The sequence below is a fragment of the Fibrella aquatica genome, from assembly GCF_041321135.1.
GTDB classification, from domain to species: domain Bacteria; phylum Bacteroidota; class Bacteroidia; order Cytophagales; family Spirosomataceae; genus Fibrella; species Fibrella aquatica.
Window position 1 is genome coordinate 35172 of the sequence record NZ_JBGGWF010000006.1, and the last position, 26845, is coordinate 62016.

A 26845-nucleotide genomic window follows, 5' to 3' on the forward strand; every position below is an offset into this window, starting at 1 on the left:
TTTGCTCCATGCTCTATTACCTCTTTCAGTACCTCGACCGTGCTTTTGACTTCCCAGGCGCCAGGGTATTTCAGTACATTTCGTTTCGCGCACTCGGCACAGTGATCACATCGCTCCTGATTGCCGCCATTTTCGGTCGACGCATCATCGACCAACTCCGGAAATTACAGATCGGCGAGTCGATTCGGGATTTGGGGCTGGAAGGGCAGATGCAGAAGCGCGGAACGCCCACCATGGGCGGCTTCATCATCATGGCCTCGCTGATTATTCCGGTGCTCCTGTTTGCCAAACTCTCGAACGTCTACATCATCCTGCTGCTGGTGTCGGCCATCTGGACGTGCCTGATTGGGTTTATCGATGATTACATCAAGGTCTTTAAGAAGAACAAAGAAGGACTGGAGGGTAAATTCAAAGTAGTGGGGCAGATTGGCCTTGGTTTAATTGTTGGCCTGACGCTGTCGTTCAATCAATACGTAACCATCCGGGTGTACGAAAAACCCGCCGCTGGCGCCATTGTTCGACAACTTACTCGCTATCAGGACATTCACTCGACGGTGTCCACCATTCCATTCCTGAAAAATAACGAGTTCGATTACAGCTCGCTACTCTTCGGCATGGTCTCGACCGATTACACCTGGATCGTCTATACGCTGGTTTGCATCTTCATTATCACAGCGGTTTCCAACGGGGCCAACATCACCGACGGCATCGACGGGCTGGCCGCAGGTACGTCGGTCATTATCGGTTTAACCATCGGGGTACTGGCTTATGTGTCGGGTAACGCCCGCTTCGCCGACTACCTGAACATCATGTACATTCCCAATTCGGGCGAGCTGGTAATTTTCTGTGCCGCCTTTGTGGGGGCCTGCGTGGGTTTTCTCTGGTACAATTCGTACCCCGCCCAGGTGTTTATGGGCGATACGGGTAGCCTAATGCTGGGTGGTGTTATTGCGGTACTAGCCCTCACGATCCGGAAAGAACTGCTAATTCCGGTCATGTGCGGCATTTTTCTGGCCGAACTTGTCTCGGTTATTACACAGGTCAGCTACTTCAAATACACGAAAAAGAAGTACGGCGAAGGCAGGCGAATATTACTAATGTCGCCGCTCCACCACCACTTCCAGAAAAAAGGCTATCACGAGGCCAAAATCGTCACCCGCTTCTGGATCGTCGGCATCATGCTGGCGGTCATGACGCTGGCGACGTTGAAACTACGTTAAACGAATTAAGAATTAAGAGTTAAGAATTAAGAGTTGCGCTGCTAAATCATTCCTCTTGTTCCAACAGCAGCGCAATTCTTAATTCTTAACTGAAAAAAATGAACGCATACATCTTCCCCGGCCAGGGTTCTCAGTTTACGGGAATGGGCCACGACCTGTATCAACAGTCAGAACAGGCCAAGTCATTGATGGATCAGGCCGATCAGATTCTCGGCTTCAGCCTGACCAACATCATGTTTACCGGCACCGACGAGGAGCTGAAACAGACCAATGTTACGCAGCCAGCTATTTTCCTGCACTCGGTAGCGAAAGCGCTAACGGCCGAAAACTTCGCGCCCGCTATGGTAGCAGGTCACTCGCTCGGTGAGTTCTCGGCGCTGGTTGCGGCGGGTGCGCTTTCGTTTGAAGACGGGCTTCGGCTGGTTGCCCAACGCGCCGACGCTATGCAACGCGCCTGTGAACTGAACCCATCCACAATGGCCGCTATTCTGGGCCTTCCCGACGCCATCATCGAGCAGATTTGCGAGGAGGTGAACGGTGAAACGGGCGAGATTGTGGTGCCAGCCAACTACAACTGCCCCGGTCAGGTGGTTATTTCGGGCAGCAACGAAGGCATTCGTATTGCCTGCGAACGCCTGAAAGCAGCCGGCGCCAAACGGGCATTACCGCTACCCGTAGGTGGTGCGTTCCACTCGCCGCTGATGGAGCCCGCCCGCGCTGATCTGGCCCAGGCCATCGAGAACACGCCGTTCCAGTCGCCCCGTTGCCCGATTTACCAGAATGTAAACGCGCAACCCTCCACCGACGTACCCACGATCAAAGCCAATCTGATTGCGCAACTCACCGCCCCCGTCCGCTGGACACAGTCGGTCGAAGCCATGACCACCGACGGCGCCACCCTCTTCACCGAATGCGGCCCCGGCAAAGTCCTGCAAGGTCTGGTGAAGAAAATCGCACCGAGCGTGGAAGTAGCGGGCATTTGATGTAACACGGACTTCAGTCCGTCTTTCCACCCGTCTTAAAGACGGACTGAAGTCCGTGTTACGTCAATCCGCATCCAGATACGCCGGGAACTTGGCGCGGAAGGCTTGCAGATCGTTCAGCGATAGCGTTTGCTGGTGGATGATTTCGGTATCGTATTGGCGGAAGAGCACGTCTCCTTTAAAGTCGATCAGGGCTGAACCGCCACGGTAGGGATGATCGTTTCCGTCGGTACCCACGCGGTTGACGCCCGCTACGTAGCTGAGATTTTCGATGGCGCGGGCCTGTAGCAGCGTGTCCCACGGCTGTTGGCGCGGGGCGGGCCAGTTGGCTACGTAGAGCAGCAGATCATAGTCGAGTTGGTCGGGGGCGATCTGTTTGTTTCGGCTCCAGACCGGGAAACGAAGGTCGTAGCAAATCAGCGGACAGATGCGCCAGCCACGCCATTCGCGCACCAGCCGCGACGTACCTGCCGAATAGGTCTTGTCTTCGTCCGCCATTCTGAACAGATGGCGTTTATCGTAGGTGGCGAACTGACCGTCGGGTTCCATCCAGATCAGTCGGTTATAATACCCGCCGTTTTCCTTCACCACATAACTGCCCGTGACCACCGCGTTGGTCTGCGCCGCCATTTGCTTCAGCCACTTGAACGTAGTCAGGTTCATCGGCTCGGCCACGGCGCGGGCGTCCATCGTAAAACCCGTCGTAAACATTTCGGGCAATACAATCAGGTCCGTCGGCTCGGGCAGGGTAAAAATCTTCTCCTCCAGCATCGCCCGATTGGCCACAGGGTCCTGCCAGTGAAGTTCGGTTTGAAGGAGGGTGATGTTCATAGAAGGGGAGTAAAGGGAGGAGGGGGAAGAGAGGGAGGAAGGGGGTTGCTTACGCAGGAGTAGCTACGCGTGCGTGAGCAATCCCCTTCCTCCCTCTCTTCCCCCTCCTCCCTTTACTCCTTTATTTTGGAAAACGCATTTTATACTCCACGTCCACATTCCCACGCGTGATGTCGGCGAGGCGTTTTTTGAGGAGCTGGCGTTTCAGCGGCGACATATAGTCGGTGAAGAGTTTGCCTTCGATGTGGTCGTATTCATGCTGAATGATCCGGGCGGCGGTGCCTTCGTATTCTTCCTCGTGCTCGTTCCAGTCAACGTCGAAATAGCGGATCACGATGAACTCGGGACGGTAGACGTCATTGCGGATGCCGGGAATGCTCAGGCAGCCTTCTTCAAATGCCCATTCATCGCCGTCTTCATCAATGATTTCGGCATTGATAAACACCTTTTTGAAGCCAACGAGCGTCGGGTCGATGTCCTCTTCCGATTCGCCTTCGTTGAACGGTTGCCCGTCCACCACGAACATCCGCACGCTTTGCCCGATCTGTGGAGCGGCAAGCCCCACACCCGACGCCGCGTACATGGTTTCGAACATGTCTTCGCTCAACTTTTTCACGTCGAGCGTACCTTTTTCAATGTCTTTGGCCTTCTTCCGCAATACCGGATCGCCGTAAGCTACAATTGGGAGAATCATTTTTTAAGGAGGTTTCGGGTTTGATGTTTTGCGTTTGATGTTGCTTTGCTAATCAGGGACTACCTCGCGTAGCAGGGCAACGTCAAACGCAAAACATCAAACCCGAAACTAATTTTTGCTTTCCATAAATGACTGGAGGATGATCGTGGCGCTCACCATGTCGATGTTGCCTTTCACCCGCCGATCTTTCTTACTGGTGCCACCCGCAATCATCGACTGCATGGCCATCCGCGACGTAAAACGTTCATCGTGCTGATAAACAGTCTGTTCGGGAAACACCACTTTCAATTTCTTAATCAGACCGCGAACCGGAGCCGTTGTATCGGTATCGGTGCCGTCGGTATTCGTTGGCCAGCCCACGACGAATGCCTCAACCGGTTCGGCCGCTACGTAGGCTTTCAGTCGATCGAGCAGCGTATGGGTAGGCACCGTTTCCAGGGCCGTTGCGATGATCTGCATCGGGTCGGTCACGGCCAGGCCGGTCCGTTTGTTTCCGTAATCAATCGCCACGATTCGCGCCATAGTATCAGCAAAGGTACGAAAGTGCAGATTGCCGTACCTACTGTCGAGCTGCTATGTTGATTCGGAAGCCTGTAATAGGCAACTCGCCAATATGGCAATTTTGCCATCACTATTTTGTATATTTGCACTATACGATACTTGTTTAGGCCATGCAACCCATACCTTCTTCTCGAACCAACGCTACAGGCAGGCTTCAGGCTCGCCCTGTTTCGGAACTCATCCGACAGGCACGTCATGGCGTGTTACGGCAACGGGTCGATGAAATAGCGCGTCTGGTCAGCCTGACCGATAAGGATATGGCCCGCATTCTGAACATGTCGGTGCGGAGTTTACACGGCAAATCAGACACCGAATTATTGACACTGGCGGCTAGCGAACGGCTATTACTGCTCGAACGGCTGGTGCAGCATGGCCTGGCGGTGTTCGACGGGCGGGCCGATGTGCTGGCCCGTTGGCTGCACACGCCACTGAACGAACTGGCTTACCGCGAAGGGGCGCTCGAAGACAATGATCAGCCAACCCCGTTGCGCAACATGGGCAGTTTCACCGATCCAGCACTACGCGGCAACACCGGAGCAGTAAGCCCAGCCAGACCTGACGCCGACGCAGGTACGTTGCCCGCTATCATACCGCAGTCGCCCATTGCGGTGCTGGACACGGTATCAGGCTTTTCGCTAGCTGAAGACGTGCTGGGCCGCATTGAGTGGGGCATCGTCGGCTAGGAACGTATGGACGTTTACCGGATCAACAAAGAGCCTTACCATACCGAGCCGCTATCAGTAGTGGGAAGCCACCGGCACGGCGGACGCTGGAACCCCAAAGGCATTGGTATTCTCTACACCAGCCGAACGCCCGAGCTGGCGCTACTCGAAACGCTGGTTCACCTTCCCGCGCTTACCCTGTCTGAACTACCGCAGCTTTGGCTAAGCACCCTCCGCCTACCCGACCCCGACGTACCTGACACTGTTTTCTGGACCGATCCGGCCCGTTTACCCGCCTACTGGCGATCAGGTACGTTAGCCGAAACGCAGTCTATCCTAACCGACTGGCTCGTCGACCCCTTCTGCCTGGCCGTAGCCGTGCCTTCCGTCATCATCGATCTGTCCTACAACCTGCTGCTTCACCCAAACCACCCCGCCTTCGCCCAAATCGAGCTGGTCAATCAGATTCAGATTCCGTTGGATAGTCGGTTGAGGTAATGAAACTGTATAGCTTTGTGTAAAGTCAACAGTCTGCATGAAACCTACGACAACCAAATCAACAACGCGCCTTACGCCAGCACCCGACCGAAAAAAACGCAACCTTGATAACACCGTTTTGAACGGTTTCTTCGGAAAAGGCCCTAAGAACATCTGGGAAAAGGATATCAAGACGGGTGAGGGCAATTTTGATGCATGACCACTAAATGCTACCGAAATATCGTACTGTTATGATAGTCGAGGTATACCCGCGAGGGCTTATTTGCCTCTAGCGCTGGCAACACAGCTAATTGTTTACCGTGGTACTGATAGTATTCTTTACCGTTATTAAACTCTTCTCTTATTCGCTGACTCACTTCAATTTTCAATTCGGGCGTAACGGTTATGTACCCGTCATCAAAAAGCTTATGCATATCGGAGCGGAGTAATAAACCGTTAGAAACGGTATTGGAACCTGCTTCTGAAAAGGGCTTGATGTGGGCAGCTTCTAAAACAGGCAATGTTTTTTCACCCGTTATCGCACATCGCTTGCTATACGCATCGATCACGGAAAGTCGAAAAGCTCCTTGACCAATTCGAACTTTCGTAAGAACAGAATTGCCGTATTGCGCTGCAACTTCTTCTACGTATGAGGCTCTTTCAGTCGATGTTGGTAAGACGTATTTAGTGAACGTTGCCTGAACCTGCTGCCAAAGAGCCAACCCTATTGCATCGTTGGTATTGTATTTTTTGCCTTGCACAATGCTGTTACTCCAATTAGGAGGTATCGAAATCCAATCTTCTTGCTTAAAAAAAATGGGGTTTGTTAGCGCAATACAGCCAATAACAGGGTTACGCTCAGTCGTCTTGCGATATTGTTGAATAGATCTTCGGAAGTCTTCTATCGTGTTGAATCCGTTGCGGGAGCCAAACGTATCCCAAGCCAAGTTTAAAGGAAGTTGGCTGTGCGCCCAAAAGTAGCCCAAGCCACCAATAGCGTTGTATGGACTTTTTAGTTTGAATAGGAATACGCCACCAGGGCTAAGTGCCCGAAAAATACCCTGACCACCAGGCTGCCAGAAATTTATATCTTCCGGGGAACGAGCACGCAGATAATTATACCAATTCCAGTCAGTCACGCCCATGTAATAATCCATAGGACTAATGTAGTAACTTAATATGGCTTAATGACTCGGGAACGTTAAAACTAAATCAATACAATATACCCTTTCTATAGCAACGTACCTGGCCACGAAGCGGGTGTTAGGTTCACCAGTGCCCCATCGGGGTACAACAGCGTACCTACACAATCCGCAACTTAGCGAAGCTTAACAGCAGTGTTTTTTCGCCCACTACGTCGAACTGGATGACGGCTTTACGTTCGGTGCCGTTTACGTCGAGGGATTTCACGACGCCGAAGCCGAATTTCGAGTGCTCTACTTTCATACCCGCAGCTAGTTCGGCCGTGTTGCTGGGGGCGAAATCGGCAGAGGGCTTGTGGGTGACGGTGGGCTGCGGAACTTGGCGTTGCGCCGTTTTCTGGGCCAGCGACCGTACGAAGTTCATCGAACCAGCCGAGGGCATCTCGTCTTTGCTACGGCTGGCGTACGTATCATCACCCTTGAACCGGGGTTTGGGCGGCGTTACGGTCTTGCTCATCGTCAGGAATCCCTGATCCACTTCCATCAGGAACCGGCTGGGTTCGCAGATTTTCAGTCGACCGTAGTGGTAGCGCGACTCGGCGAAGGAGAACGTCAGGCGCTTTTCGGCGCGGGTAATGGCTACGTAGAACAGGCGGCGTTCTTCTTCCAGATCGGCCCGGCTTTCGAGCATCATCTGGCTAGGGAACAGGTCTTCTTCCAGCCCAACAATGTGTACGTTCTTGAATTCCAGCCCTTTAGCGGCGTGGATGGTCATCATTGTCACCCGGTCGTTGTCGCCGTCTTCTTCTTTTTCGTCGGCGGTGGTCAGCAGCGATACCGTTTGCAGGAAAGCGCTGAGGTTCTTTTCCTCGTTATCGGGGTTATCGACAAACTCCTTAATGGCGTTCAGCAATTCCTGCACGTTCTCGTAGCGGGCCAGCCCTTCCACGGTCTTGTCTTCGTACAGTTCCTTTAGAATACCCGACGTCTTGGCCACGTGCGCCGACACTTCATAGGCATCTTTCTTGTCGATCAGCAGCATATAGCTTTTGATCAGCTCCGCAAAGCCTTCGATCGCAATCGACGCGCGGCCGGTGATGTGGTACGTGATGTTGCTGACGATCTCCCAGATAGGTACGTTCTTCTCCGATGCCAGCACCGAAATCTTGGCCAGCGTGGTGTCGCCAATGCCGCGTTTGGGCAAGTTGATGATCCGCTTGAAGGCCTCTTCGTCGGCCTGATTGACGGTGAAGCGCAGGTAGGCGATCAGGTCTTTGATCTCTTTCCGCTGGTAGAACGACAGCCCCCCGATGATCCGGTACTTGATGCTCAGCTTGCGCAGGGCTTCCTCAAACGCCCGCGACTGAGCGTTGGTGCGGTACAGAATGGCGAAATCGTTGTTGTGCAGGCTGTCGCGCATTTTGGCCTCGAAGATGTTCGAAGCAACCATCCGGCCTTCTTCGTTATCTGACGAGGCTTTGATGACTTCGATCAGCGGGCCAGTTTCGTTGTCGGTGAAGACGCGCTTTTCGAGCTGATTCCGGTTGCGGGCAATCACTGAATTGGCCGCCTGCACAATGGTGTTGGTGCTGCGGTAATTCTGCTCCAGCTTCACGATTTTCACCGTGTCTTTGCCGTAATCTTTCTGGAAATTCAGGATGTTCTCGATGTTGGCCCCCCGGAACGCGTAGATACTCTGCGCATCGTCGCCCACCACGCAGATGTTCTGATGCACCGCCGCCAGCTTGCGCGTGATGAGGTACTGCGACACGTTTGTATCCTGAAACTCGTCGACCAGTACGTGCTGAAATTTGTGCTGGTACTTATGCAAAATATCCAGATGGTCGCGGAAGAGGATGTTGGTATTGAACAGCAGGTCGTCGAAATCCATGGCGTTGGCCTGGAAACAACGGGTGCTGTAGACCTTGTAGATTGCCCCCACCTCCGGCATCTTCGCCGACGCATCGTCGGCCTGAATGATGGCGTTGTTCAGGTATTCGTCGGCGCCAACAAGCCGGTTTTTCGCACTCGAAATGCGGTTAAATACGGCGTTGGCGCGGTACTGCTTGTCGTCGAGGCCGCGTTCCCGAATAATAGCGCGGAGCAATGATTTCGAGTCGTCGGTGTCGTAGATCGAGAAGTTACTGGTGTAGCCCAGCGCTTTGGCTTCTATACGCAGGATCTTAGCGAACACGGAGTGGAACGTACCCATCCAGATGTTACGCGCCTCGTTGCCAATCACTTTCTCGATCCGGTGACGCATTTCGCCCGCAGCCTTGTTGGTAAAGGTCAGCGACAGAATCCGAAACGGATCAACGCCCTTGTCGATCAGGTGGGCAATGCGATAAGTCAGTACGCGTGTTTTGCCCGAACCGGCTCCGGCGATGATCATCATCGGACCGTTGCCATGTGTCACGGCTTCGCGCTGCGGGTCGTTCAGACCGGCTATATAATCAATCATGAAAAGACGATGGATGTTCGATGCTGGCTGGTAGACCACCGGTTAGCCGGTTTATTTGCCATCACCCAGCTATAGATAACAATCAAATTTACGTAAAAATTTGGGGGCGGGCTAACAAAGTACCAAGGGCGGGGTTTAGCCTAGTAAATAACTAGACAACAAAACCAACGTTATGGAAAATCAAGACAACCAGGATGAGATCCGGGCAAAACAGGCTATCAGCCCTGCCGGATTGGAAGACCAGTCGGCCGAAGGAAACAGTGGTGTCGGTGCTGAGATTGATGCGCCCGAATTACCCGCTAACGAAATGGAAGACAAGTATATGGATGGTGATGAGCCTGCCGAAAACGTACCCATGACACACCCCAATCGCAATGATGGTGGGAAACCGGATATCGATAAACCGGCATATAGCTAATACAAAAACGGCCTCTGCACTGGTGCAGAGGCCGTTTTTGTATTAGAGATTGGGTACGTTGCTTTTGTCATCCCGACGTCAGGAGGGATCTTGAGTTTGGCCTGTCATCAGGTTAAGAAAACTTAAGATCCCTCCTGACGTCGGGATGACAAAAAACAACGTACCCAGCCGTTACTTCCGCTTCGGGCCAATCGCGTCATAGATCACGACTTTCTCCCAGAGGGTCGCGTAGTTGTTCCGAAAATCGTCGTGGATTGGGTGTTTCTGGTAGATTTCTTCGTCGGCGGCGCTGTCGAACAGGCAAAGCCACGAATAGGTATAGTTCCGCTCGATAACGGCGCGGTTGGTGGCAGCAGGTTCGCCAATGTGCACCATCTTGATAGTCGGCACCTTTGCCAGCATAGTTAACCCTTCCAGTAACTTGGCTTTGTCGGCGGCGTTGCCGGGGTTTTTCAGATAAAAAAGTACGTGGTGTACGAATGTCTCTTTAGCGGCAACGGCTGGCAGACCGGCGGTAACTCCGGCAGCAACACTACCCTTGATGAATGTTCTGCGTGATGATTGGCTCATGGCTGATTCTGATTTGTGTACAAAATAACAAACCTTAATCCGTTTACTGTCGCACTGGCATACCCTTCCTGCCTTAGCCCTGTTTTTTGTACCTTTGCGGTATGCTTGAACAACTTGAATCGATAAGCGAACGCTTTAACGAAGTAGCACAACAGATTGTGCAGCCTGAGGTGTCTGCGGACCCCAAGCGCTTCATGAAGCTGAGCAAGGAATATAAAGAGCTTGATAAGATCGTGCAGCAGTACCGGGCTTATCAGCAGGTACTTGCCGAAATTGTGAATGCCCGCGATGTTATCGCCACGGAAAAAGACGAAGAGTTTCGCGATATGGCCAAAGGCGAACTCGACGAACTGATTCCCCGCCGCGATGAACTGGAAGAACAGCTAAAAGAAATGCTGATTCCGAAAGATCCCAACGACAGCCGGAACATCATTCTGGAAATTCGGGGTGGTACCGGCGGCGACGAAGCCGCCATTTTTGCGGGCGATATCTTCCGCATGTATCAGCGCTTCTGCGAGAAAATGGGCTGGAAAATGACCCTCGTCGACTTTACCGAAGGCTCGTCGGGCGGTTATAAAGAGATTATCACCGAGATTGAAGGGGAAGACGTATACGGCAAGATGAAATTCGAGTCGGGCGTTCACCGGGTGCAGCGCGTACCCGCCACCGAAACGCAGGGCCGGATTCACACCTCAGCCGCCAGCGTGGCCGTTCTGCCTGAAGCCGAAGAAGTTGACGTCGAGATCAACATGAACGACATTCGGAAAGATACCTTCTGTTCGTCGGGCGCAGGTGGTCAGTCGGTAAACACGACCTATTCGGCCGTGCGGCTTACCCACATTCCAACGGGCCTTGTGGTGCAGTGCCAGGACGAACGGTCGCAGTTGAAAAACTTCGATAAAGCCCTGACGGTACTTCGTTCTCGCCTGTACGAGATCAAACTCCAGGCGCATAACGACGCCATTGCTTCGCAACGCAAAACGATGGTGGGCAGCGGCGACCGGTCAGATAAGATACGTACCTACAACTACCCCCAAAGCCGCGTCACCGATCACCGCATCGGCCTGACGGTGTACAATCTTCCTGCGGTGATGGAAGGCGACATCGGTCAGTTCATTGAGCAACTGCGCATCGCCGAGAACGCTGAGCGGTTGAAAGAAGGCACGAGCGCGTAGGAGTTAGAGTCCAACTTTCTAAAGTTCAATGTTCAAAGGGCTTCGCTTATTCACGGTTTGTGAGTGAGCGAAGCCCTTTTTTAATCGTTCAACGTCTAAGGTCCAATGTTCAAATGGTCCTGTTCATTCATGATATGTGTGTGAGCAAGGCCATTCCTTATTTAATACGTTTGAGTTAACTCAAACGGGCCTCGCTTACTCACAGATCGTGAATAGGCAAAGCCCGTTAAACATTAAACGTTAAACATTAGATCTTCCCTCCCTACAACGTCGCCGACAAGCGGGCGAAGAGGAAACGGCCGTTGAAACCACCCTGGTTGGATGGGTACAGGAAGCGGCCCCGGTTCGAGAGGTCACGGCCTGAGTTGTAATCGAGCGAACCCTGGGCGTTGCGAGGGTCAACGTAGAGTTGATCTGGGTACACATCGAATACGTTGTTGGCACCTACTTGCAAATTCAGAATCTTGGTGAGCTTGTAGCCTACCGTAATGTCTGAAATCCAGATGGCACCGAACGTTTGGTCGAGCAAGGCGTTGCCGGATGCGTCGCGGGCAAACTGCGTGTTCCAGTACGTACCCGTAGCGGCGTTAATTGTAGTTGGGTCAGCCGTGGTCAGGTTGCGTACTTCGCCAAAACGAACCGTCCGGAACGAGACATCGAACTTGCCGGCGGTGTAAGCTGCGCTCAGGTTAAACTTACTGCGGGGCAAACCCGTTTCCAGCAACGCCACCTGCGACCGGTCGAAGAACAACGTACGGGGCCAGCTATCCGGGTTACCGCCTCGGGCTTCGTTATTCGCCGTGCTGTTCAGGAACGCCGACGGGTTAATTGCCGTCACCTTGGTTTGGTTGAAGTTCACAGCCGCCGACAAGGTCAGCCGACCTTTACCCAGATTGAGTCGTTCTGTGGCTACGATATCAAGCCCTTTTGTTTGGGTATTGGCAGCATTGGCGAAGAAGCGAACAATGTTTACACCAGGGTAATCGGTAGCCGAAAATCCCAACAAGGTCCGGCTAAACGGACCTGAATACAGAATGCGATCCTTGATGTCGATCAAGTACGCATCGACCGTCATGGTGAAGTTCCGGCCAACTCGACCGGCGAAGCCCAGCGTATAGTTGACCGATGTTTCAGGTTTCAGGGCATCAACCCCAATAACAGTACGGGCAATCGGGCTTTCGTTGTTGACCGTCAACGTATTGGAAGGCAATCCATTGACGAACTGAGTACTGGTGTTGTTGAAATAGCGCTGTTGCAGACTCGGCGCCCTGAAACCGGTGCTGACCGCTCCGCGCAGACTAAAGAACTCGGCAAACTTGTAGCGCGACGCCAGTTTACCCGTCACCTGCGACCCAAAATCAGAATAGTTTTCATACCGCCCCGCCAGATCAACCAACCACTTACTGGTTATCTCGGCTTCTACATCACCATACAAACTGATGTTACTTCTCGATTCATTCAATTCGTTATCAGGCTGATAACCGGGAAAAACCTGCGCACCAGGTAAAGCCAGCCCTGTACCCGACGACGGGCCACCAATGGTCATTGAGGCCAGCGGAATCACTTTGGTCACGCCTGAATAAGACGTTGATTCGCCCGCCACAATCTGGTAACCATCACGACGGTATTCAGCACCAAACGCCACGTTAACGGTATTGAATCCACTCACTTTCGTGTATAATCTCGAGAAATCGAGGTTGGTCGTGTTTTGATTGAATTTTAACGTACCTGCATAAAAATCGGTCTGTTGACTGGCAGCACTTGGCAACGTGGCATTGCCCGAATTCAGGACATCGAAACGGATACTGTTTCGGCCGTATACATTGCTCAAATCAACGTTCCACTCACCCAGTTTTGTCTTGTAACCCAGCACCAGCGACTGATCATCTAATGTGGCTTCAATGGCGGGAAGAAACCCATCCGGATAGAACAGGGAGCCGTCGGCCCCAAGCGGCTGTTGCGTGCGCGAAACAGGAATTCGGTTATTACCGTAGCCAGTACCCGACCGATGCGTTACACCCGCCGAAAAGTACACTTCAGAATTGGTGGCAACCGGCAACGATCCATTGACGAATACGCCGTAGTTACGGGCCGATGAGTTACCTACCACCATGTTCTGGCGATTGTAACCGCGCTGACTAACCAATTGGGCATCAGCAGACAGCAGCGCAGGACGGTTGGCAACCGGCACTAAACCCGTACCCGGGAAACCACCCGAGGCACCCAGATAAATAGTTGGAGCATTGTCTTCGGCCGAGCGGTTGGTCCGTTCCCGGTCAACAATCTGTCCCGACACCGTTACTGATCCACGCTGACCAATCCGAAATCCTTTCGAAATATCGAATTGAAAAACTTTACCGTCGCGCAAACTTTGGCTCTTATCTACACTTCCGCCACCCAGCACCGGCACTTTATAATTCATTGTCGACACGCTCCCCCCAGTCATCAGCGACGCCGTTAGGCCTTCGTAATTCTTTTTCAGCACCACGTTAATCACACCCGCAATGGCGTCAGACCCGTATTGAGCCGCCGCACCATCGCGCAGCACTTCAACGCGCTCTACGGCGGCTACCGGAATCACGTTCATATCGGTACCTACCGAACCCCGGCCCACCGAACCGTTGATATTGACAAGGGCCGTATTGTGCCGCCGTTTACCGTTTACCAGTACCAGCGTCTGGTCAGGCCCTAAACCCCGCAACGAGGCCGGATCAATGTGGTCGGTACCGTCGGTAACGGTTTGGCGGTTCGAATTGAACGAAGGCGCTACGAAATTCAGAATCTGACTTACATCGACCTGTGCATAGCTTTTCATTTCTTTCGTGGTAATTACATCTACCGGCACAACGCTTTCGATGTTTATCCGAGCAGTTGCAGCCCGCGAACCGATCACAACCAGTTCGCTTAAACTCGACTGACTTTCAACCAATTTAGTCGTCAATTTCACTTCACCGCTGGTTGGTACCGTAACGGGAACCGTGACACTCTGATAGCCTACAAAACTGATCACTAACTGGTAAGTACCGGGTGTAAGCCGGAGCAGATAATTTCCATCACCATCGGCGCTGGTACCAATCTGAGTACGCATGGCTACCACACTGGCACCAGGAATACCGTTGCCAGTTCCCGAATCGATGACCCGGCCGCGAACGGTTTGCGCCAGAACACAACTGATTGTCAGCAGGAAGCAGACAAACAGCATGACAATATTCTTTCTCTTGTACAAGTTACTCATGGGCATAATTTTTTATATTTACCCCTAAGTAAAATAATATAGATCAACTTAAGCCATAAATCAGTATAATATTTTGCCAAAAATGAGAATTAAAAAATATTATCTTTTTATAATCCACCCGTTTTGCCACCATCTACAGGTACGTTGATGCCAGAGATAGAGGCGGCGGCCGGTGTGCACAGAAAAGCAACGGCGGCGGCACCTTCTTCGGCGGTGGCAAACCGACCAATCGGAATTTCACGCTTCATCTGATCGGCTACTTCGTCAATTGTTTTGCCCGATGACGTTGCCCGCATGGCCAAAACAGCATCCAGCCGGGCAGTGCGCGTGTAGCCCGGCAACACGTTGTTGACGGTAATACCCCAGGGGCCGAGTTCGAGAGACAGCGTTTTGGCCCATTGCGCCACAGCCCCGCGAATCGTGTTCGATACGCCCAGTCCCACGATTGGCTGCTTCACCGACGTGCTGATAATATTGACGATCCGGCCATAACCGGCATCGCGCATACCTGTTGCCAATAGCTGCACCAGCGTTTGGTTATTGATCAGGTGATTATGAAACGTTTGCACAAAGGCCTCATCGGTTGCTTCAATCAGCGGCCCACCCGCTGGCCCGCCCGTATTGTTGATAAGTATGTGGATAACTGGATGTGTCGTTAATAACTCAGTAAGAGCGGCTTTCACACTGCCCTGCTGGCTAAAATCGGCTACGGAAATATGATGCTGCTGCCCTTTACTGGTGTCGAGTGTTTGCTTCACGGCTTCCAGCGAATCAGCATTGCGGGCCATCAGGACCACGTTGGCCCCCAACAGGGCCAATTCAATGGCGGTGGCACGGCCTATGCCTTGTGAACTGCCGCAGACAAGAGCCGTTTTTTGAGTGAGATCGAGGTTCATGCAAGCAAAGTTAACGCACCCGGCAACGTACCCGAAAAACCTTTACGACCTTCCCAGCGTATATCTATCTAAAACCATCACACAACTATGAAGTTTCTGTTTTCACTCAGCGTCTGCATTTGCCTGGCTATCAGCTTGTCGGGCAGCTATCTGGCGCATCGCACGGCCATTCACGAGCCATCGGTCACCGTTGCCGCTGCGCCCAGCCACGCCGCCTTCGACAAACTGCTGAAAGCTCACGTCAACGCGTCGGGCATGGTCAATTACAAAGGGTTTCAGAAAGACAAAGCCGATCTGAAAGCGTATACCGATATGCTCGGCAAGAATGCCCCGGCCAGCAACTGGAGTAAAGATGACCAGCTTGCCTATTGGATCAATGCCTATAACGCCTTCACCATTCAGCTCATCATTGATAACTACCCGGTGAAGAGCATTAAAGACATTGGCTCGAAGATCAAAATTCCGTTTGTGAACACGCCCTGGGATGTGAAGTTCATCAAGATCGGCGGCGAGACTTACGATCTAAACAATATCGAACACGGCATTATCCGCAAAAAATTCTCGGAGCCGCGCATTCACTTTGCGCTGGTCTGCGCCGCTAAATCGTGCCCACGGTTACGCAACGAAGCCTTTGAGGGCAAGCGCCTCGATGCGCAACTGGAAGACCAGGGCGTTGACTTTATGAACAACCCCGCCAAAAATTCGGTGACGGCCAAACAAGCCAGCCTATCCAAAATTCTGGACTGGTATGGCGGTGATTTTCAGAAAATGAAAGGACAGTCGGTAAAAGATGTGGTAAATCAGTTCTCGAAAAACAAGATCACCGACGCCACCAAAATCTCGTACCAGACCTACAATTGGGATTTGAACGAGCAGTAGGCTCAGTTAATTGATGGTAATGGTGCTGTGTTGCTTTGATTCCCTCCCTATAACGCCTCGTACGCGTTCAAAAAATGAGTGGCCAGAATAGCATTCTGAGGTAGCAAACACGGAATTGATTGAATTTTGGGATACGCCAACAGGCTATCTTCGGCAAAAAGCGAATCATCGAACGGCTTTAGCCTGGCCTTTGTGTGCGGACAAGCCAGAAACGGCTCAGCAGCTTCGGTTGTTGAGCCGTTTTTTTCAATCACCAATAAGCCCGTCGGATTCAATGGATTAATCGACACATCGAACAGGCGGTGTTCTATGATGTTATAGCCCAACTCCTGCGCCGCCGACACCAGACTGGTAACGTACCCATGGTGTAGCATCCGCGCTCTGGCCTCTTCGCCGGCCAATTCGTAACTGGGTTCAAGTAGCACCACATATCGGTTGGCTACCCGGTACAACTCGGCTAAAGCTTCTTTTTCGCGGCCCCCATTGGGCTCAACCGAGTGCGAGGTGTACACAATATCAACAGAATTATCGGCCAGTGGCATCTGAAACAGATTACCCGTAAACAAAGTAGGGTGCTTTATGCCTTGCTCACGCATGAAACCAAGCGCGTAGTGAATGCGTGACCACGACAGATCGAACCCCAGCACGTGCCCTATGGCGTGGGGCAACTGCGGCACTACCCGGCCTAAGGTAGTAGCTTCGCCAACGCCGGCCTCCAGAATAGAATTGAACGACCCCAACCCAAGCAACACCTTCACGATATTCTGGCAGTACGCTTCTTTCAGATCGGCGTTCTGCCGGTATCCCTGTACGTAGGAGCCCGCCTGGAAATCGTAGCTGATCAGAATATCTTCGAGCGAGTTGGTGGTGCTGTTGTCCAGTTTCTTTAGAAACCCGATTACGTTATTTCCCTGATCGTACTGCTCTTTTACCTGGGTCAAAAACTTATACTTATTCATGTTGTGTAGCGCCGAAGCTAGAGCTTCGGTAGTATTTTTCATTTCCACTTCAGCGTATTGAGCAACTGCATCATATCGGCCCGAACGTATTTTATGGCTGGTGCCAGTGAATCATTGGCGGTGGCGGTGTCGAAATAGAGGGCACCACGCAGAAAATGACGTGTACTGTCGGTGGTTACAAACTGAAACTGGCTGGGCACTTCCCCTTCGAGCGTGATCAGGCTGGCGGCCAGACCGTTTTTCAGACGTACCTGCTGCTGCTCAATCAGCGAGGCTTTCACGTTGTGTTTGGCCGTCAGTTTATAGGCGTCGGCCAGCAGACCGCGCAACCGTTCCACATCGTTCAGCACAGGTTTGTAGGTGATCTGAACGGTGGCTTTCAGAGTAGGATAATACACAAAAATCCAGTGGGGCTCGGCGCGGGGAAACGTATCGGGCAATACGCGGGCAATGCGGTTTACCTCAAACTGGTACGGATGCCCCGCCGGACTGCTAACATACCTGGCGGCTGGCAAATCGAAGCGGGGGTAGCCTTTGGGTTTAGGTACGTAGTTTGGCTCGTTGGCCGAGGTACAGGCGGCAAAAGTGAGCGTAGCCAGTACGAAAAGACTGGCGCAGAGGCGGGCTGGTATCATGTGTTGACTAACGATGGCGAAGGCTGGTTCGTTGTTTCAACCACAAGAATAGTATCTTCCTGCATCAAAACCGACTTTATCGCTATGACGCCCGTCATCGACACCCACGAGCTGACTCAGTATTACGGAAGCACAAAGATTTTGAAGGGAATTAACCTCAGCGTGGCCCCTGGCCAGGTGGTGGGTTATATTGGCCCCAACGGTGCCGGCAAATCGACCACCATCAAAACGCTGATTGGTTTACTACCTGATTTTCAGGGTGAAGCAACGGTACTGGGTCTCGACCTACGTACTGAAGCCATGGAGATAAAACGGCGCATTGGGTACGTACCCGAGAACGCCGCCCTCTACGACCTGCTAACCCCCATGGAATACCTCAATTTTGTGGGGCAACTCTATGAACTGGATTCGGCAGCCGTCGAAAAGAAGGCACTTGAACTTCTTCGTTTGTTCAGCCTTGAGTACCAGGCCCACGACCGTATGACGACCTTCTCGAAAGGCATGCGTCAGAAAGTACTGCTCATCTCGGGCCTGCTGCACAACCCCGATCTGGTCTTTCTGGATGAACCCCTTTCCGGCCTCGATGCCAACGCGGTGGTGCTGGTGAAACAGATTATTCGCCAGTTGGCCGACTCGGGCAAGACGGTATTCTACAGTTCGCACATTATGGATGTGGTAGAGAAAATTTCGGACCGTATTATCATCATCAACGCCGGTGAGATCATTGCCGACGGGTCGTTCTCGGAACTCCAGGCGCAACGCGAAACCGGCAGTTCGCTCGAACAGCTCTTTGGTCAGTTGACTGGCTCTGATAGCCACAACACCACCGCCGAAGAGTTTATCTACGCGCTGAACCAATGACCCCACCTACCTTACTCATCACTGACCGATTGCCGTATTTGTGGCGCTTTCTCGGCGTCAACTACGGACAGCTACGGGCTATTCTGTTGGTTAAACTGACACTTGATAACCGGCGACCTGTGGCGTTCAACCAGTGGAAAAAGGCCAGCGAAACCAAAAACTCGTACTGGCTATCGCTGGGCATGTATGCGTTTCTGGGCCTGCTATTCGCCATGTTCCTGAGTTTTGCGCCTCCAACCGGTATTGTTAAGCCAGCCGCACTCTTCTTTGGGTACGTGCTGGCAATCTGCACCATGTCGCTCATCAGCGATTTCTCGTCGGTGATCCTCGACTCGGCAGATAACCAGATTATGTTGTTCAGGCCCGTCGACAGCCGGACTATGCTGGTGGCGCGCATTGTACACATCGTCAGTTACCTGTTTGCCATTGCCCTGGCTGTTGGCGTAGCCGGCATTCTGGTTATTGGCTACCGGTTTGGCAGTGTAGCCGGATTGCTGACGTTGGTCATGTGCCTGCTCATGGCCATACTAGCCGTTTTTCTGACAAATGTGATCTATCTGGGACTCATGCAGTTTGTTAGCAACGAGCGCATCCGGGAAGTGATCAATTATGTACAGATCGGCATGGGCGTGGTCTTCTACGGCGGCTATCAGATACTCCCCCGCCTGATCAATAGCGACGGTGATGCCCGGTTTCAGCCGTTTATCTGGAAGGCCTGGCATTACTTTCTTCCCCCGCTCTGGAGTGCCGGTAGCCTCGACATAGTCATTAACCGACAGGTCGATGGGCAGCATTGGGGCTTGCTGGGTCTGGCCCTGACCATGCCGTTTGTTGGTCTGTACATCATGATCCGGGTCTTGGGGCCCGCCTTCAGCAGCCAACTAGCCAACCTCGATCAGGACGAAACGGCGAAACCCACAACCGCCCCTGTCAAGACAAGCAACGCGTCGAAACCATCGCTTTCATTCGCAAACCGTATGGCTAACTGGCTTACCAGTAGCCCACTCGAAAAGGCGGGCTTCACCTTTGTATGGTTCATCACAGGCCGCGACCGCAAGTTTAAACTACGTACCTACCCCGGCCTGGGCTTTGGGCTGGTCTACGCCGTTATCATGACGACGAACAATAAATCGGCAATGGCGCAGGGCGATGGTTTTTTCCTGTTGATCCTGTACTTCGGTGGTATTTACATCATGACCGCGCTGATGCAGATCGCTATTTCCGACAATTTCAAGGCGGCCTGGATTTACGAATCGGCCCCCATGCGCGAACCGGGCATTTTGCTGGTGGGTGCACTGAAAGCTCTGGTCGTCAAGCTCATGGTTCCTTACTTCATGGTACTGGCGGCCTATGTACTTTACCTGAAAGGCAGTAGCGTGTTACCCGACATTTGCCTGGCGTTTGTCAATTCGCTGGTCATGTTGCTGGTCTCTGCCATCGTAAGCAAGCGACACCTCCCCTTCTCAATGGAACAGGATGTTCTCCGCAACAACGCCACATCCCGCAGCTTTCTGAGTCTGTTTATTTTGGGATTGATTGGCGCTGCACACTGGGGCCTAACCTACGTTCCCTACGCCCGCTGGATTGCCATTCCCATCATGGCGGGCGTCGCCTTTGTGCTACTCCGCTCGTACCGGAAAACACAATGGAGCGATATAGAGAATTAGGTGAAGGGTGAAGGGTGAGGGGTGTTGCTTTCGCAAGCGTAATGCTCTCGAGAAAGCAACACCCCTCACCCTTCACCCTTCACCCCTCACCCTTCACCCCTCACCCCTCACCCCTTACTCACCTCTTCAAACTCTCAATCACGATTTCTTCGAAACCGGGGAGCGTTTTATAGGCGTAGGTGGCGCGCCAGGGGGTGTCTTTATAGTCGTAAGAAACTTCCAGATATGGTTTCTGGCTGGTGCGGCCCGTATCATCAGCCCGGGTGTTGATTCGCACCGGAATAGACTCGTAATATTTGAAGTAGTTCGGGTGAGTCAGGTAGCCGAGCGGAGTAGTATCCCAGGGAACAAACCCATCGGTTCCAAAGAAATTTTTATTCAGTAACTGCCACGGCCTGATTGTTTTACTCAGCCATTGATCACCTTCCGATCCCCGGGCCAGAAAATCCAGATCGGTACGGCCCAAAAACGTGTAAACGCTACACTCATATCCCGACAATACCACTTTCACGCCGGCCTCAAACAGCACTCGAAAAGCTTCCGGATCTTTTTCGAAGTTGTAATCACCCACCGCAGCCGACTCCAGACCGGGGCGGAACGGCAAACCGGGCGTACGACCCGCGCAAACAACCACCTCTTCTATTTGCGTGGCCAGTTCGGGATGATTTTTTATAACGGTGGCTACGTTGGTAACCGGCCCAATGGCCAAAATCGGCATCCGTTCCCGACGAAGCGCCGCCGCCATTGCCCGACTGGCATCTGTTTCCCGGCCAATATCGCGCAACGTATCAGACCCGCGGTAAACCGGAATTTGCTGCCCCGTCTTGTTATACCATCCTAATAGCTTTTGCGTCACCTGATACCCGTAATCAACGTAGGTAACGGTACTGATGCCCACCAGTTTCACTTTATCAGTGTGGCGCAGAGCCATCATGAGCGTAATGGCGTCATCAACCTCACGGGCACCCCGTTTATCGGGCATTCCCACCATGATGTCGGTATCCAGCCAGATACGGCGGGGTGTTCGATTGGCATAGGTTGCCTGCTGAACCGGTTTCTGACCGGTACCAATGGTGGCCTGGGCCATACTCAGCCATGGCAAGGCCAGCAACGTACCCAGCATAGCGCCTGCCAGCAAAGACATTCGTTGATTTTTGATCTTCATACAGGTTAACTCAACACCAGTTTTTCGGCCAGTTGTAATAACTCCTCTTTCTCCCTGAGCGACAATGAGAGCGGTAGTTGGGCCAATCCAATGAGGCGGCGAAGTAACTCGATACCGGTAAACTGCCGCAGTAATTGTTCATCAAACGCCTCGTGGCGAACGTACCCAGCCAACACCTGCTCATGAACAGTGTCGGGCTGTTGAGCCATATGCAGGTGCGCCAACATCACTCCAAGGTCAAACTCGGCGGGGCCATAAAAGCAGAATTCGGGATCAATTACCTTCACGCCCTCAGCCGTTCGCAACCAGCTTCCGGGATAATAATCGCCATGCAGCAGGGTCACAGCTTCACCCGACCCATTGGCCAGGTAGCGTTGCCCCAACATACGAGCAGCTTCAACCAATGTCGTGTTTTCTTTATAAGGCACGGCCAGCTTTTGAAGCCCATCCTGCACCGTGTTCAGGTCAAATCCGTTTTCGGCCAAAAAGGGATAAACGAAAATATGTTCGTGATTTAGTACGCGCATAGCCTGATTGGTGAAGGCTGAGTTGGACCGGTCAGTAAGAAACTGATTGTGTAATACAGACAGATACGTAACTAGCGTCGTTACTTCTTCAGAACTGATAATCTGACCAGGTTGGTAGCTATTCAGAAAGTCGGCGGCGGCACCCAGATCTTCCAGCACGAGCAGATTCTGTTCTTCGTCGATACCCAACAGACTAGGCATAAAGCTGCCTAATTCGGGGTTATGGGCTATTTCATTATAAAACCGCCCCTCCACAACGGCCCGCTCAACCGGCGCTGCGATTGATGGGTATTTTTCAACATAACCGCGGGCCTGCTTTACAATGAGTGACCGCCGATCGGTACGTACCCGCAGCGTGTAATTCATGTTTCCCTCGCCGGGTTTGCCAAGGTCAAGAAGAGGTTCGTCGTCGCATATCCAACCTTTTCGGGCCAGATAAGTTTGTAACCCCTTGGGGTCATGCTCGTCTAAATGCATAGTATCGCTGAATAATTCGTTATGCAAGAATACAGACCAGTAGACGACTAGCCAACGATGAGCGAATTTATCGGGGCAGCGGACTTGGCCTTTATTGATGATTATCCGGTAGGAAAACCGGGCTACTTACGACTTGACCCTTTGTACAGATGTTTGAACCATTCAAGAAATAAACAACTTTCCTACCTTGCCTATATATCACATGCTTCCCCTTTTTTGTTGTCAAGTAGGCTGGTGCTTTTCCTATGTTACCATAACGTACACTATGTCACCAGATGGTAACCTAGCTCACTTTGCGTATTTTTAGAGGAGTTTACCGTTATACCAGATGTGTATTCTCCTATTTTCGTTTCAAGAAAAATCCCTGTGTTGTCCATAATTACCCGCCATATAGTATTCACCTTATTGGGCCTGCTGCTTGCCACGCTTGCCTTTCCCCAGCGTTTGCCTGCTATTCCAACAGAAATTGACTTTGGCGGGGCAACCGTGTACATGAATGCCGATGCCCAACAGCGGCTTCAGCAAGAGGTGACCAGCCTCTACGCCGATCGGTCAGTGTTGCGCAATGCCATTGAACAGATGCAATATATTGAATCGGTATTGGGCCCCATGATGGAAGAACGCTCGGTACCAGCCGATTTCAGGTACGCTTGCCTTCCCGCCAACCCCGCTAACGGATCATACTGGGGGCTGGATGCCCGCAATGCAACCCGGCTCAACCTCCGGGTCGATAACAGTGTAGATGAACGGCTCAACGTGGCTTCTTCATCAGAAGCCGTGCTAAACGAGTTTGTGACTTTGCACACAACGTACCCAAACTGGTTGCGTGTACTGCTCATGTATGCCAGCGGCCAACGCTTAAATGACATGTCGGCCCAACCAGTCGAAGCTTCGTTGCCTAACGATCAGCTTCAACTGCCCGCCAACAGCCCGGCTCTTATCTGGACAGCCCTGGCCAGGAAGATCGTTTTTGAACGCGAAATTCCTTTGCTACGCCCCAACGCCAACCCTTTCCTACTCTACGATTACCGCCAAAGCCGTAGCAAATCGCTGGCAGCTATTGCGCGTGAGTTGGGTATTGAGCAGGCCCGATTTATGCCCTTTAATGACTGGCTGCGCGTTCGGATTATTCCGGCCGATAAAGTGTATCCAGTACTGATTCGGCTAACACCCGGCGAATTTTTGAGTGTTAGGGGGCAGGTTAACTCAACCGTGCAGTTGGGACAACCCTCGCAACCCGGCATTCGTCGCGATATGGGATTTCCCGTTTTGCGCAAAACTGTCGCCCCGTCATCGAGCGATCCTATTACCCGCGCTTCGGCTCAGTTTTACGAAATCAATGACCGGAAAGGCGTTCAGGCACAAACCTGTGATAATGTTATTACCCTAGCCCATTACGGCAACATTACGGTCGATAAATTTCTGTCCATCAACGACATGACGGATAAAGACCTGGTTCGTCCGGGCGAGATTTATTACCTCGAAACTAAAGCGCGCAAGGCTAAAATTCCGTTCCATGTGATGCAGGCAGGACAAACCCTGCGTGAGGTAGCGACGGTGTATGGCATTCAGATGAAATCGTTGCTTAAATATAACCACCTGGAAGCCAATCAACGCCTTCAGCCCGGTCGGATTTTATGGTTGCGCGAAAAACGTCCGAGCAACGTACCTGCTGAATACCAGGTTATGCCCGACCCTGTTCCTGTTTCTGAACCCACCGTAGCTCAGCGTAAGCTGACCCGCGAGAATGAAGAATCGGTGATTGATAGCCCGAGCCTACCCAATTGGCGCATTAAACCAGCCGATTCAACCACCAAAGCAACCCCCGATCGGGTAACCGACGTTAGCGAACCGGAAAATGAACGCAGTACGCCCGGCTCGGCAACGGCAACCCAGTCAACAGCGCAATTGCTGTACTACACGGTTCGTGAAGGCGATACACATTCGAGCGTGGCCGAACGGTACAACCTGCCACTTGCTGACCTTATGACCTGGAATAACCTGTCGTATCGGAAAGCACTGGTAGTGGGTCAGCAGTTGATCGTAGCCAAATTCATTCCTGCCAAGTCAGCCGAAACAGCAACGCCGGTTGCCCAGCCGACTGCACCCGCTACTACCACCGGAGCAACCGGTGCACAACCCCTCACAGCACCCATTGCCGGCCCAACATCAACCGAGAGAACGATTATCCCACAAACGACTCCCCCTACCGGCCGGTCACGAGAGTATACCGAATCGGCGGTTGATGTAGAACGTCCGGTCACACCGCCCCCTGCACCGTCACCTGCGCCAAAGCCCGCACCGGTTACCCGCCCCGAACGCCTGATCAATCGGGTACGTATCGAAACTCCGAAAGTTAACGGCCGGTCGTACTACCATGTCGTACAGCGCGGCCAGACCGTGTACCGGGTAGCGTTAATCAACAAAGTTCGCGTGCAGGACGTCATGCGCTGGAATAACCTCACTAGCTACACGATCGAAATCGGCCAGCGGATTTTGATTAGGAAATAAGTGAAGGGTGAGGGGTGAAGAGTGAAGGATGTTGCTTTCGCGAGAGCATTACGCTTGCGTAAGCAACCCCCTTCACTCTTCGCTCTTCACCCTTCACTCCTCGCCCTTCACCCCAACTGCCCTTCGATCCAATCGAGGCCGCGGCCGTATAGGGATAAGGCGAAGCGGACCCGATTATCGAAATCGGCGTTATCGGTTTGTTGGTGAGCCAGGTACGTTTTGATCAGGCGGGCATTTTCGGTGGCCTGCGGGTTGGGCACATCGATATCTGCTTCGGTTTTAAACGACGCGAAAGCAGGTCGGTCAGCATCAAAGTTCTGGCAGAACAGGTGATTTTCGGAAGTACGTACCGCGCACAAAACCCCCGTAGCCCGCGCCGTTGACGGAGCCAAGGAGCCTTCAAGGCCACGTTTTAGCACAATAGCCGCATCGAAACCAGCCATTAGGGCCAGTTCTGCCATTTTCATCTGGTACGTAATATGAAATACCGACGTCACCAGAATACGGGCACGAGCTGGGTTTAGCACTTTTTCGAGGGTAGAGAGAAAAGGCCGCTTCAGCAAGACCCGCCGCCGATCGACCCACCGATGGAGCGCGGGCGAAAGGGCTTTCTGATCCAGCACCCAGCCATATACGTCGGGAGGTGACTTCGTAAACTCGGCCTGGCTCATGACAAACTCACAATTCATGTGTATGTACAGATCATGAGCGTTGAGTGTGTATTTCGGCCCTGGCGTTCGTCCCACCATAGATAGAGAGCCATATCCTCTTTCCTGAAAAAAATGGGCGAGAATTGGTGTGATCAGGTATGAATGTTCAGCTCCGTCGAAGGGTTCGGCCAACTGCACAATGGGGCGCGTTGGGCCAAGAGGTTCATCGTCGTGGAAACGAGGCGCGAGCGTGTCCATAACCGCCTGGTAAAGGCCGTGGTATTCATCGTTGGTTTCGTGACGTACCCGCATGATACTGGCTGCCAAACCCCGAAACGTTTCACAATCGTGTTCGGATGAGAAGTCACCGAACAGGTAATCCCCCAATTGTCGGGCTTCGCTTACCTGCAAATGCTGCCCCCGAAGTAGTTTGGTTGCCAACGGCAACAAATTGACTGGTAGTTCGGGGCAGAGTTTATTAACGAGAAAAGTAGGATGCGAAAAGGCATCGCGCCCAAAACAGGTTTCCAGCGTGCGTTCCTCGTCGGTAAGGCCTTTAGTGAGTAGGGCGCCAATGAAAGCACCTACCTGTAGTGGATGCGCGGTGCCCGATAAAAGGCTATCACGGCATTCAGCAATCAAGTCGGGCGGCATGGGTTTACTACCGTACTTGCCAATACCGATCAATTTAATAGCCCGCCCCAGAGGCGTTTCGCCCGGTATTACATTGATAGCTTCGTTAACGGTCATAATGAGCACAACTTGTATTAAAACGTGACTACAGGAAAATAGAAAAACAGAAATCAACTACTTCTAATAAATAACTAATTTTTACATAAAAACCAAATTATGTAAAGTACTTAAACAACTTTACATAGATATTTTTTGGTTTTTTTGATAAAAAACCTATTTTTATGCTGTTGCAAAGTAAACTATTTTGAGGCAGGACAGAAAATAACAGCGGGCAGTATATAAACATAAAACAGCACGCATGAGTAATCTAATCAACAACAAAACATCATTTGTTAATATAACTTTTACAAGAATGAACAGTGAATTAATTGTTACCGTACGGAAGGGGAGCTTTAGATGATTACTGTTACCCGTAGCCACAGGCCGAAGGTGTGTACGCTTAGGTACGTCATTCGCGGCTCTTTGCAGTATATTCGTTTATGGCTGACAGTGCTCA

24 protein-coding genes are annotated in these 26845 nt (G+C 52.2%); 11 read left to right on the forward strand and 13 right to left on the reverse strand.

What is annotated here, in order from left to right:
* Positions 1 to 8 precede the first annotated feature (8 nt).
* Positions 9 to 1220, forward strand: a complete 1212-nt coding sequence (gene mraY, locus ACAW87_RS15220; protein WP_370724350.1) for a phospho-N-acetylmuramoyl-pentapeptide-transferase — start codon at positions 9 to 11, stop codon at positions 1218 to 1220.
* A 98-nt stretch (positions 1221 to 1318) separates the two neighbouring features.
* Positions 1319 to 2203 carry an ACP S-malonyltransferase gene (gene fabD, locus ACAW87_RS15225; protein ID WP_370724351.1) on the forward strand — a complete coding sequence of 295 codons (885 nt, stop codon included), beginning with the start codon at positions 1319 to 1321 and terminating at the stop codon, positions 2201 to 2203.
* A 63-nt stretch (positions 2204 to 2266) separates the two neighbouring features.
* Here fabD and ACAW87_RS15230 read toward each other — a convergent pair whose 3' ends face one another.
* The 3 genes from ACAW87_RS15230 to ruvX form a co-directional block, all read right to left on the reverse strand.
* Positions 2267 to 3034 (reverse strand): amidohydrolase, encoded by a 768-nt coding sequence (locus ACAW87_RS15230; protein WP_370724353.1) that lies wholly within the window; start codon positions 3032 to 3034, stop codon positions 2267 to 2269.
* 121 nt (positions 3035 to 3155) lie between these two features.
* Positions 3156 to 3728, reverse strand: a complete 573-nt coding sequence (gene def, locus ACAW87_RS15235; RefSeq protein ID WP_370724354.1) for a peptide deformylase — start codon at positions 3726 to 3728, stop codon at positions 3156 to 3158.
* 108 nt (positions 3729 to 3836) lie between these two features.
* The gene (gene ruvX, locus ACAW87_RS15240; protein ID WP_370724355.1) at positions 3837 to 4250 is read right to left on the reverse strand and encodes a Holliday junction resolvase RuvX; all 414 of its coding nucleotides are present in this window, start codon (positions 4248 to 4250) and stop codon (positions 3837 to 3839) included.
* Between the two features lie 149 nt (positions 4251 to 4399).
* Here ruvX and ACAW87_RS15245 point away from each other — a divergent pair, with 149 nt between their 5' ends.
* Genes ACAW87_RS15245 through ACAW87_RS15255 form a run of 3 tightly spaced genes read left to right on the forward strand, consistent with a single transcriptional unit; the run spans position 4400 to position 5648 of the window.
* Positions 4400 to 4972 (forward strand): antitoxin Xre-like helix-turn-helix domain-containing protein, encoded by a 573-nt coding sequence (locus ACAW87_RS15245; protein WP_370724357.1) that lies wholly within the window; start codon positions 4400 to 4402, stop codon positions 4970 to 4972.
* Between the two features lie 6 nt (positions 4973 to 4978).
* On the forward strand, positions 4979 to 5449 hold the full coding sequence (locus tag ACAW87_RS15250; protein ID WP_370724359.1) for an RES family NAD+ phosphorylase: 471 nt from the start codon (positions 4979 to 4981) through the stop codon (positions 5447 to 5449).
* Positions 5450 to 5486: 37 nt separating this feature from the next.
* Entirely contained in the window at positions 5487 to 5648 is a 162-nt protein-coding gene (locus ACAW87_RS15255; protein WP_370724360.1) for a hypothetical protein, read from the forward strand.
* Between the two features lie 10 nt (positions 5649 to 5658).
* Here the strand turns inward: ACAW87_RS15255 and ACAW87_RS15260 are convergent, their stop codons facing one another.
* Together ACAW87_RS15260 and ACAW87_RS15265 are read right to left on the reverse strand one after the other, a co-directional pair.
* A complete protein-coding gene (locus ACAW87_RS15260) occupies positions 5659 to 6585 on the reverse strand; it encodes an HNH endonuclease (protein WP_370724361.1) in 927 nt (308 codons plus the stop codon).
* 145 nt (positions 6586 to 6730) lie between these two features.
* The gene (locus ACAW87_RS15265; protein ID WP_370724363.1) at positions 6731 to 9031 is read right to left on the reverse strand and encodes an ATP-dependent helicase; all 2301 of its coding nucleotides are present in this window, start codon (positions 9029 to 9031) and stop codon (positions 6731 to 6733) included.
* Between the two features lie 172 nt (positions 9032 to 9203).
* Between ACAW87_RS15265 and ACAW87_RS15270 the strand changes: the two genes are divergently transcribed.
* Positions 9204 to 9449, forward strand: coding sequence for a hypothetical protein (locus tag ACAW87_RS15270; protein WP_370724365.1), 246 nt, complete (start codon positions 9204 to 9206; stop codon positions 9447 to 9449).
* A 171-nt stretch (positions 9450 to 9620) separates the two neighbouring features.
* Here the strand turns inward: ACAW87_RS15270 and ACAW87_RS15275 are convergent, their stop codons facing one another.
* Positions 9621 to 10019, reverse strand: a complete 399-nt coding sequence (locus tag ACAW87_RS15275) for a Dabb family protein (protein ID WP_370724367.1) — start codon at positions 10017 to 10019, stop codon at positions 9621 to 9623.
* 101 nt (positions 10020 to 10120) lie between these two features.
* Here ACAW87_RS15275 and prfA point away from each other — a divergent pair, with 101 nt between their 5' ends.
* Positions 10121 to 11194 (forward strand): peptide chain release factor 1, encoded by a 1074-nt coding sequence (gene prfA, locus ACAW87_RS15280; RefSeq protein ID WP_370724368.1) that lies wholly within the window; start codon positions 10121 to 10123, stop codon positions 11192 to 11194.
* A 262-nt stretch (positions 11195 to 11456) separates the two neighbouring features.
* Here the strand turns inward: prfA and ACAW87_RS15285 are convergent, their stop codons facing one another.
* Both ACAW87_RS15285 and ACAW87_RS15290 read right to left on the reverse strand, forming a co-directional pair.
* Positions 11457 to 14429, reverse strand: coding sequence for a TonB-dependent receptor (locus tag ACAW87_RS15285; protein ID WP_370724370.1), 2973 nt, complete (start codon positions 14427 to 14429; stop codon positions 11457 to 11459).
* A gap of 107 nt (positions 14430 to 14536) precedes the next feature.
* Positions 14537 to 15325, reverse strand: a complete 789-nt coding sequence (locus ACAW87_RS15290; RefSeq protein WP_370724372.1) for an SDR family oxidoreductase — start codon at positions 15323 to 15325, stop codon at positions 14537 to 14539.
* An 87-nt stretch (positions 15326 to 15412) separates the two neighbouring features.
* On the opposite strand from ACAW87_RS15290, the gene ACAW87_RS15295 reads away from it, so the two are divergent.
* Positions 15413 to 16204, forward strand: a complete 792-nt coding sequence (locus tag ACAW87_RS15295) for a DUF547 domain-containing protein (RefSeq protein ID WP_370724374.1) — start codon at positions 15413 to 15415, stop codon at positions 16202 to 16204.
* 47 nt (positions 16205 to 16251) lie between these two features.
* Here ACAW87_RS15295 and ACAW87_RS15300 read toward each other — a convergent pair whose 3' ends face one another.
* Together ACAW87_RS15300 and gldD are read right to left on the reverse strand one after the other, a co-directional pair.
* A complete protein-coding gene (locus ACAW87_RS15300) occupies positions 16252 to 17163 on the reverse strand; it encodes a methyltransferase domain-containing protein (RefSeq protein ID WP_370724376.1) in 912 nt (303 codons plus the stop codon).
* A gap of 38 nt (positions 17164 to 17201) precedes the next feature.
* Complete coding sequence (gene gldD / locus ACAW87_RS15305; protein ID WP_370724377.1) at positions 17202 to 17798, reverse strand: gliding motility lipoprotein GldD; 597 nt, start codon at positions 17796 to 17798, stop codon at positions 17202 to 17204.
* 84 nt (positions 17799 to 17882) lie between these two features.
* On the opposite strand from gldD, the gene ACAW87_RS15310 reads away from it, so the two are divergent.
* Positions 17883 to 18659: an ABC transporter ATP-binding protein gene (locus ACAW87_RS15310; protein WP_370724379.1), complete on the forward strand. Its 777-nt coding sequence runs from the start codon at positions 17883 to 17885 to the stop codon at positions 18657 to 18659.
* Complete coding sequence (locus ACAW87_RS15315) at positions 18656 to 20326, forward strand: hypothetical protein (protein WP_370724381.1); 1671 nt, start codon at positions 18656 to 18658, stop codon at positions 20324 to 20326. Before ACAW87_RS15310 ends, ACAW87_RS15315 begins: the two co-directional genes overlap by 4 nt.
* A 118-nt stretch (positions 20327 to 20444) precedes the next feature.
* Here ACAW87_RS15315 and ACAW87_RS15320 read toward each other — a convergent pair whose 3' ends face one another.
* Complete coding sequence (locus tag ACAW87_RS15320) at positions 20445 to 21470, reverse strand: nucleoside hydrolase (protein WP_370724382.1); 1026 nt, start codon at positions 21468 to 21470, stop codon at positions 20445 to 20447.
* A 26-nt stretch (positions 21471 to 21496) separates the two neighbouring features.
* Positions 21497 to 22495, reverse strand: coding sequence for a phosphotransferase (locus ACAW87_RS15325; RefSeq protein WP_370724384.1), 999 nt, complete (start codon positions 22493 to 22495; stop codon positions 21497 to 21499).
* A gap of 366 nt (positions 22496 to 22861) precedes the next feature.
* Here ACAW87_RS15325 and ACAW87_RS15330 point away from each other — a divergent pair, with 366 nt between their 5' ends.
* Positions 22862 to 25006 (forward strand): LysM peptidoglycan-binding domain-containing protein, encoded by a 2145-nt coding sequence (locus tag ACAW87_RS15330; RefSeq protein WP_370724386.1) that lies wholly within the window; start codon positions 22862 to 22864, stop codon positions 25004 to 25006.
* A gap of 107 nt (positions 25007 to 25113) precedes the next feature.
* On the opposite strand, the gene ACAW87_RS15335 is transcribed toward ACAW87_RS15330, so the two are convergent.
* Positions 25114 to 26406, reverse strand: a complete 1293-nt coding sequence (locus ACAW87_RS15335; protein ID WP_370724388.1) for an anthranilate phosphoribosyltransferase — start codon at positions 26404 to 26406, stop codon at positions 25114 to 25116.
* Positions 26407 to 26845 lie beyond the last annotated feature (439 nt).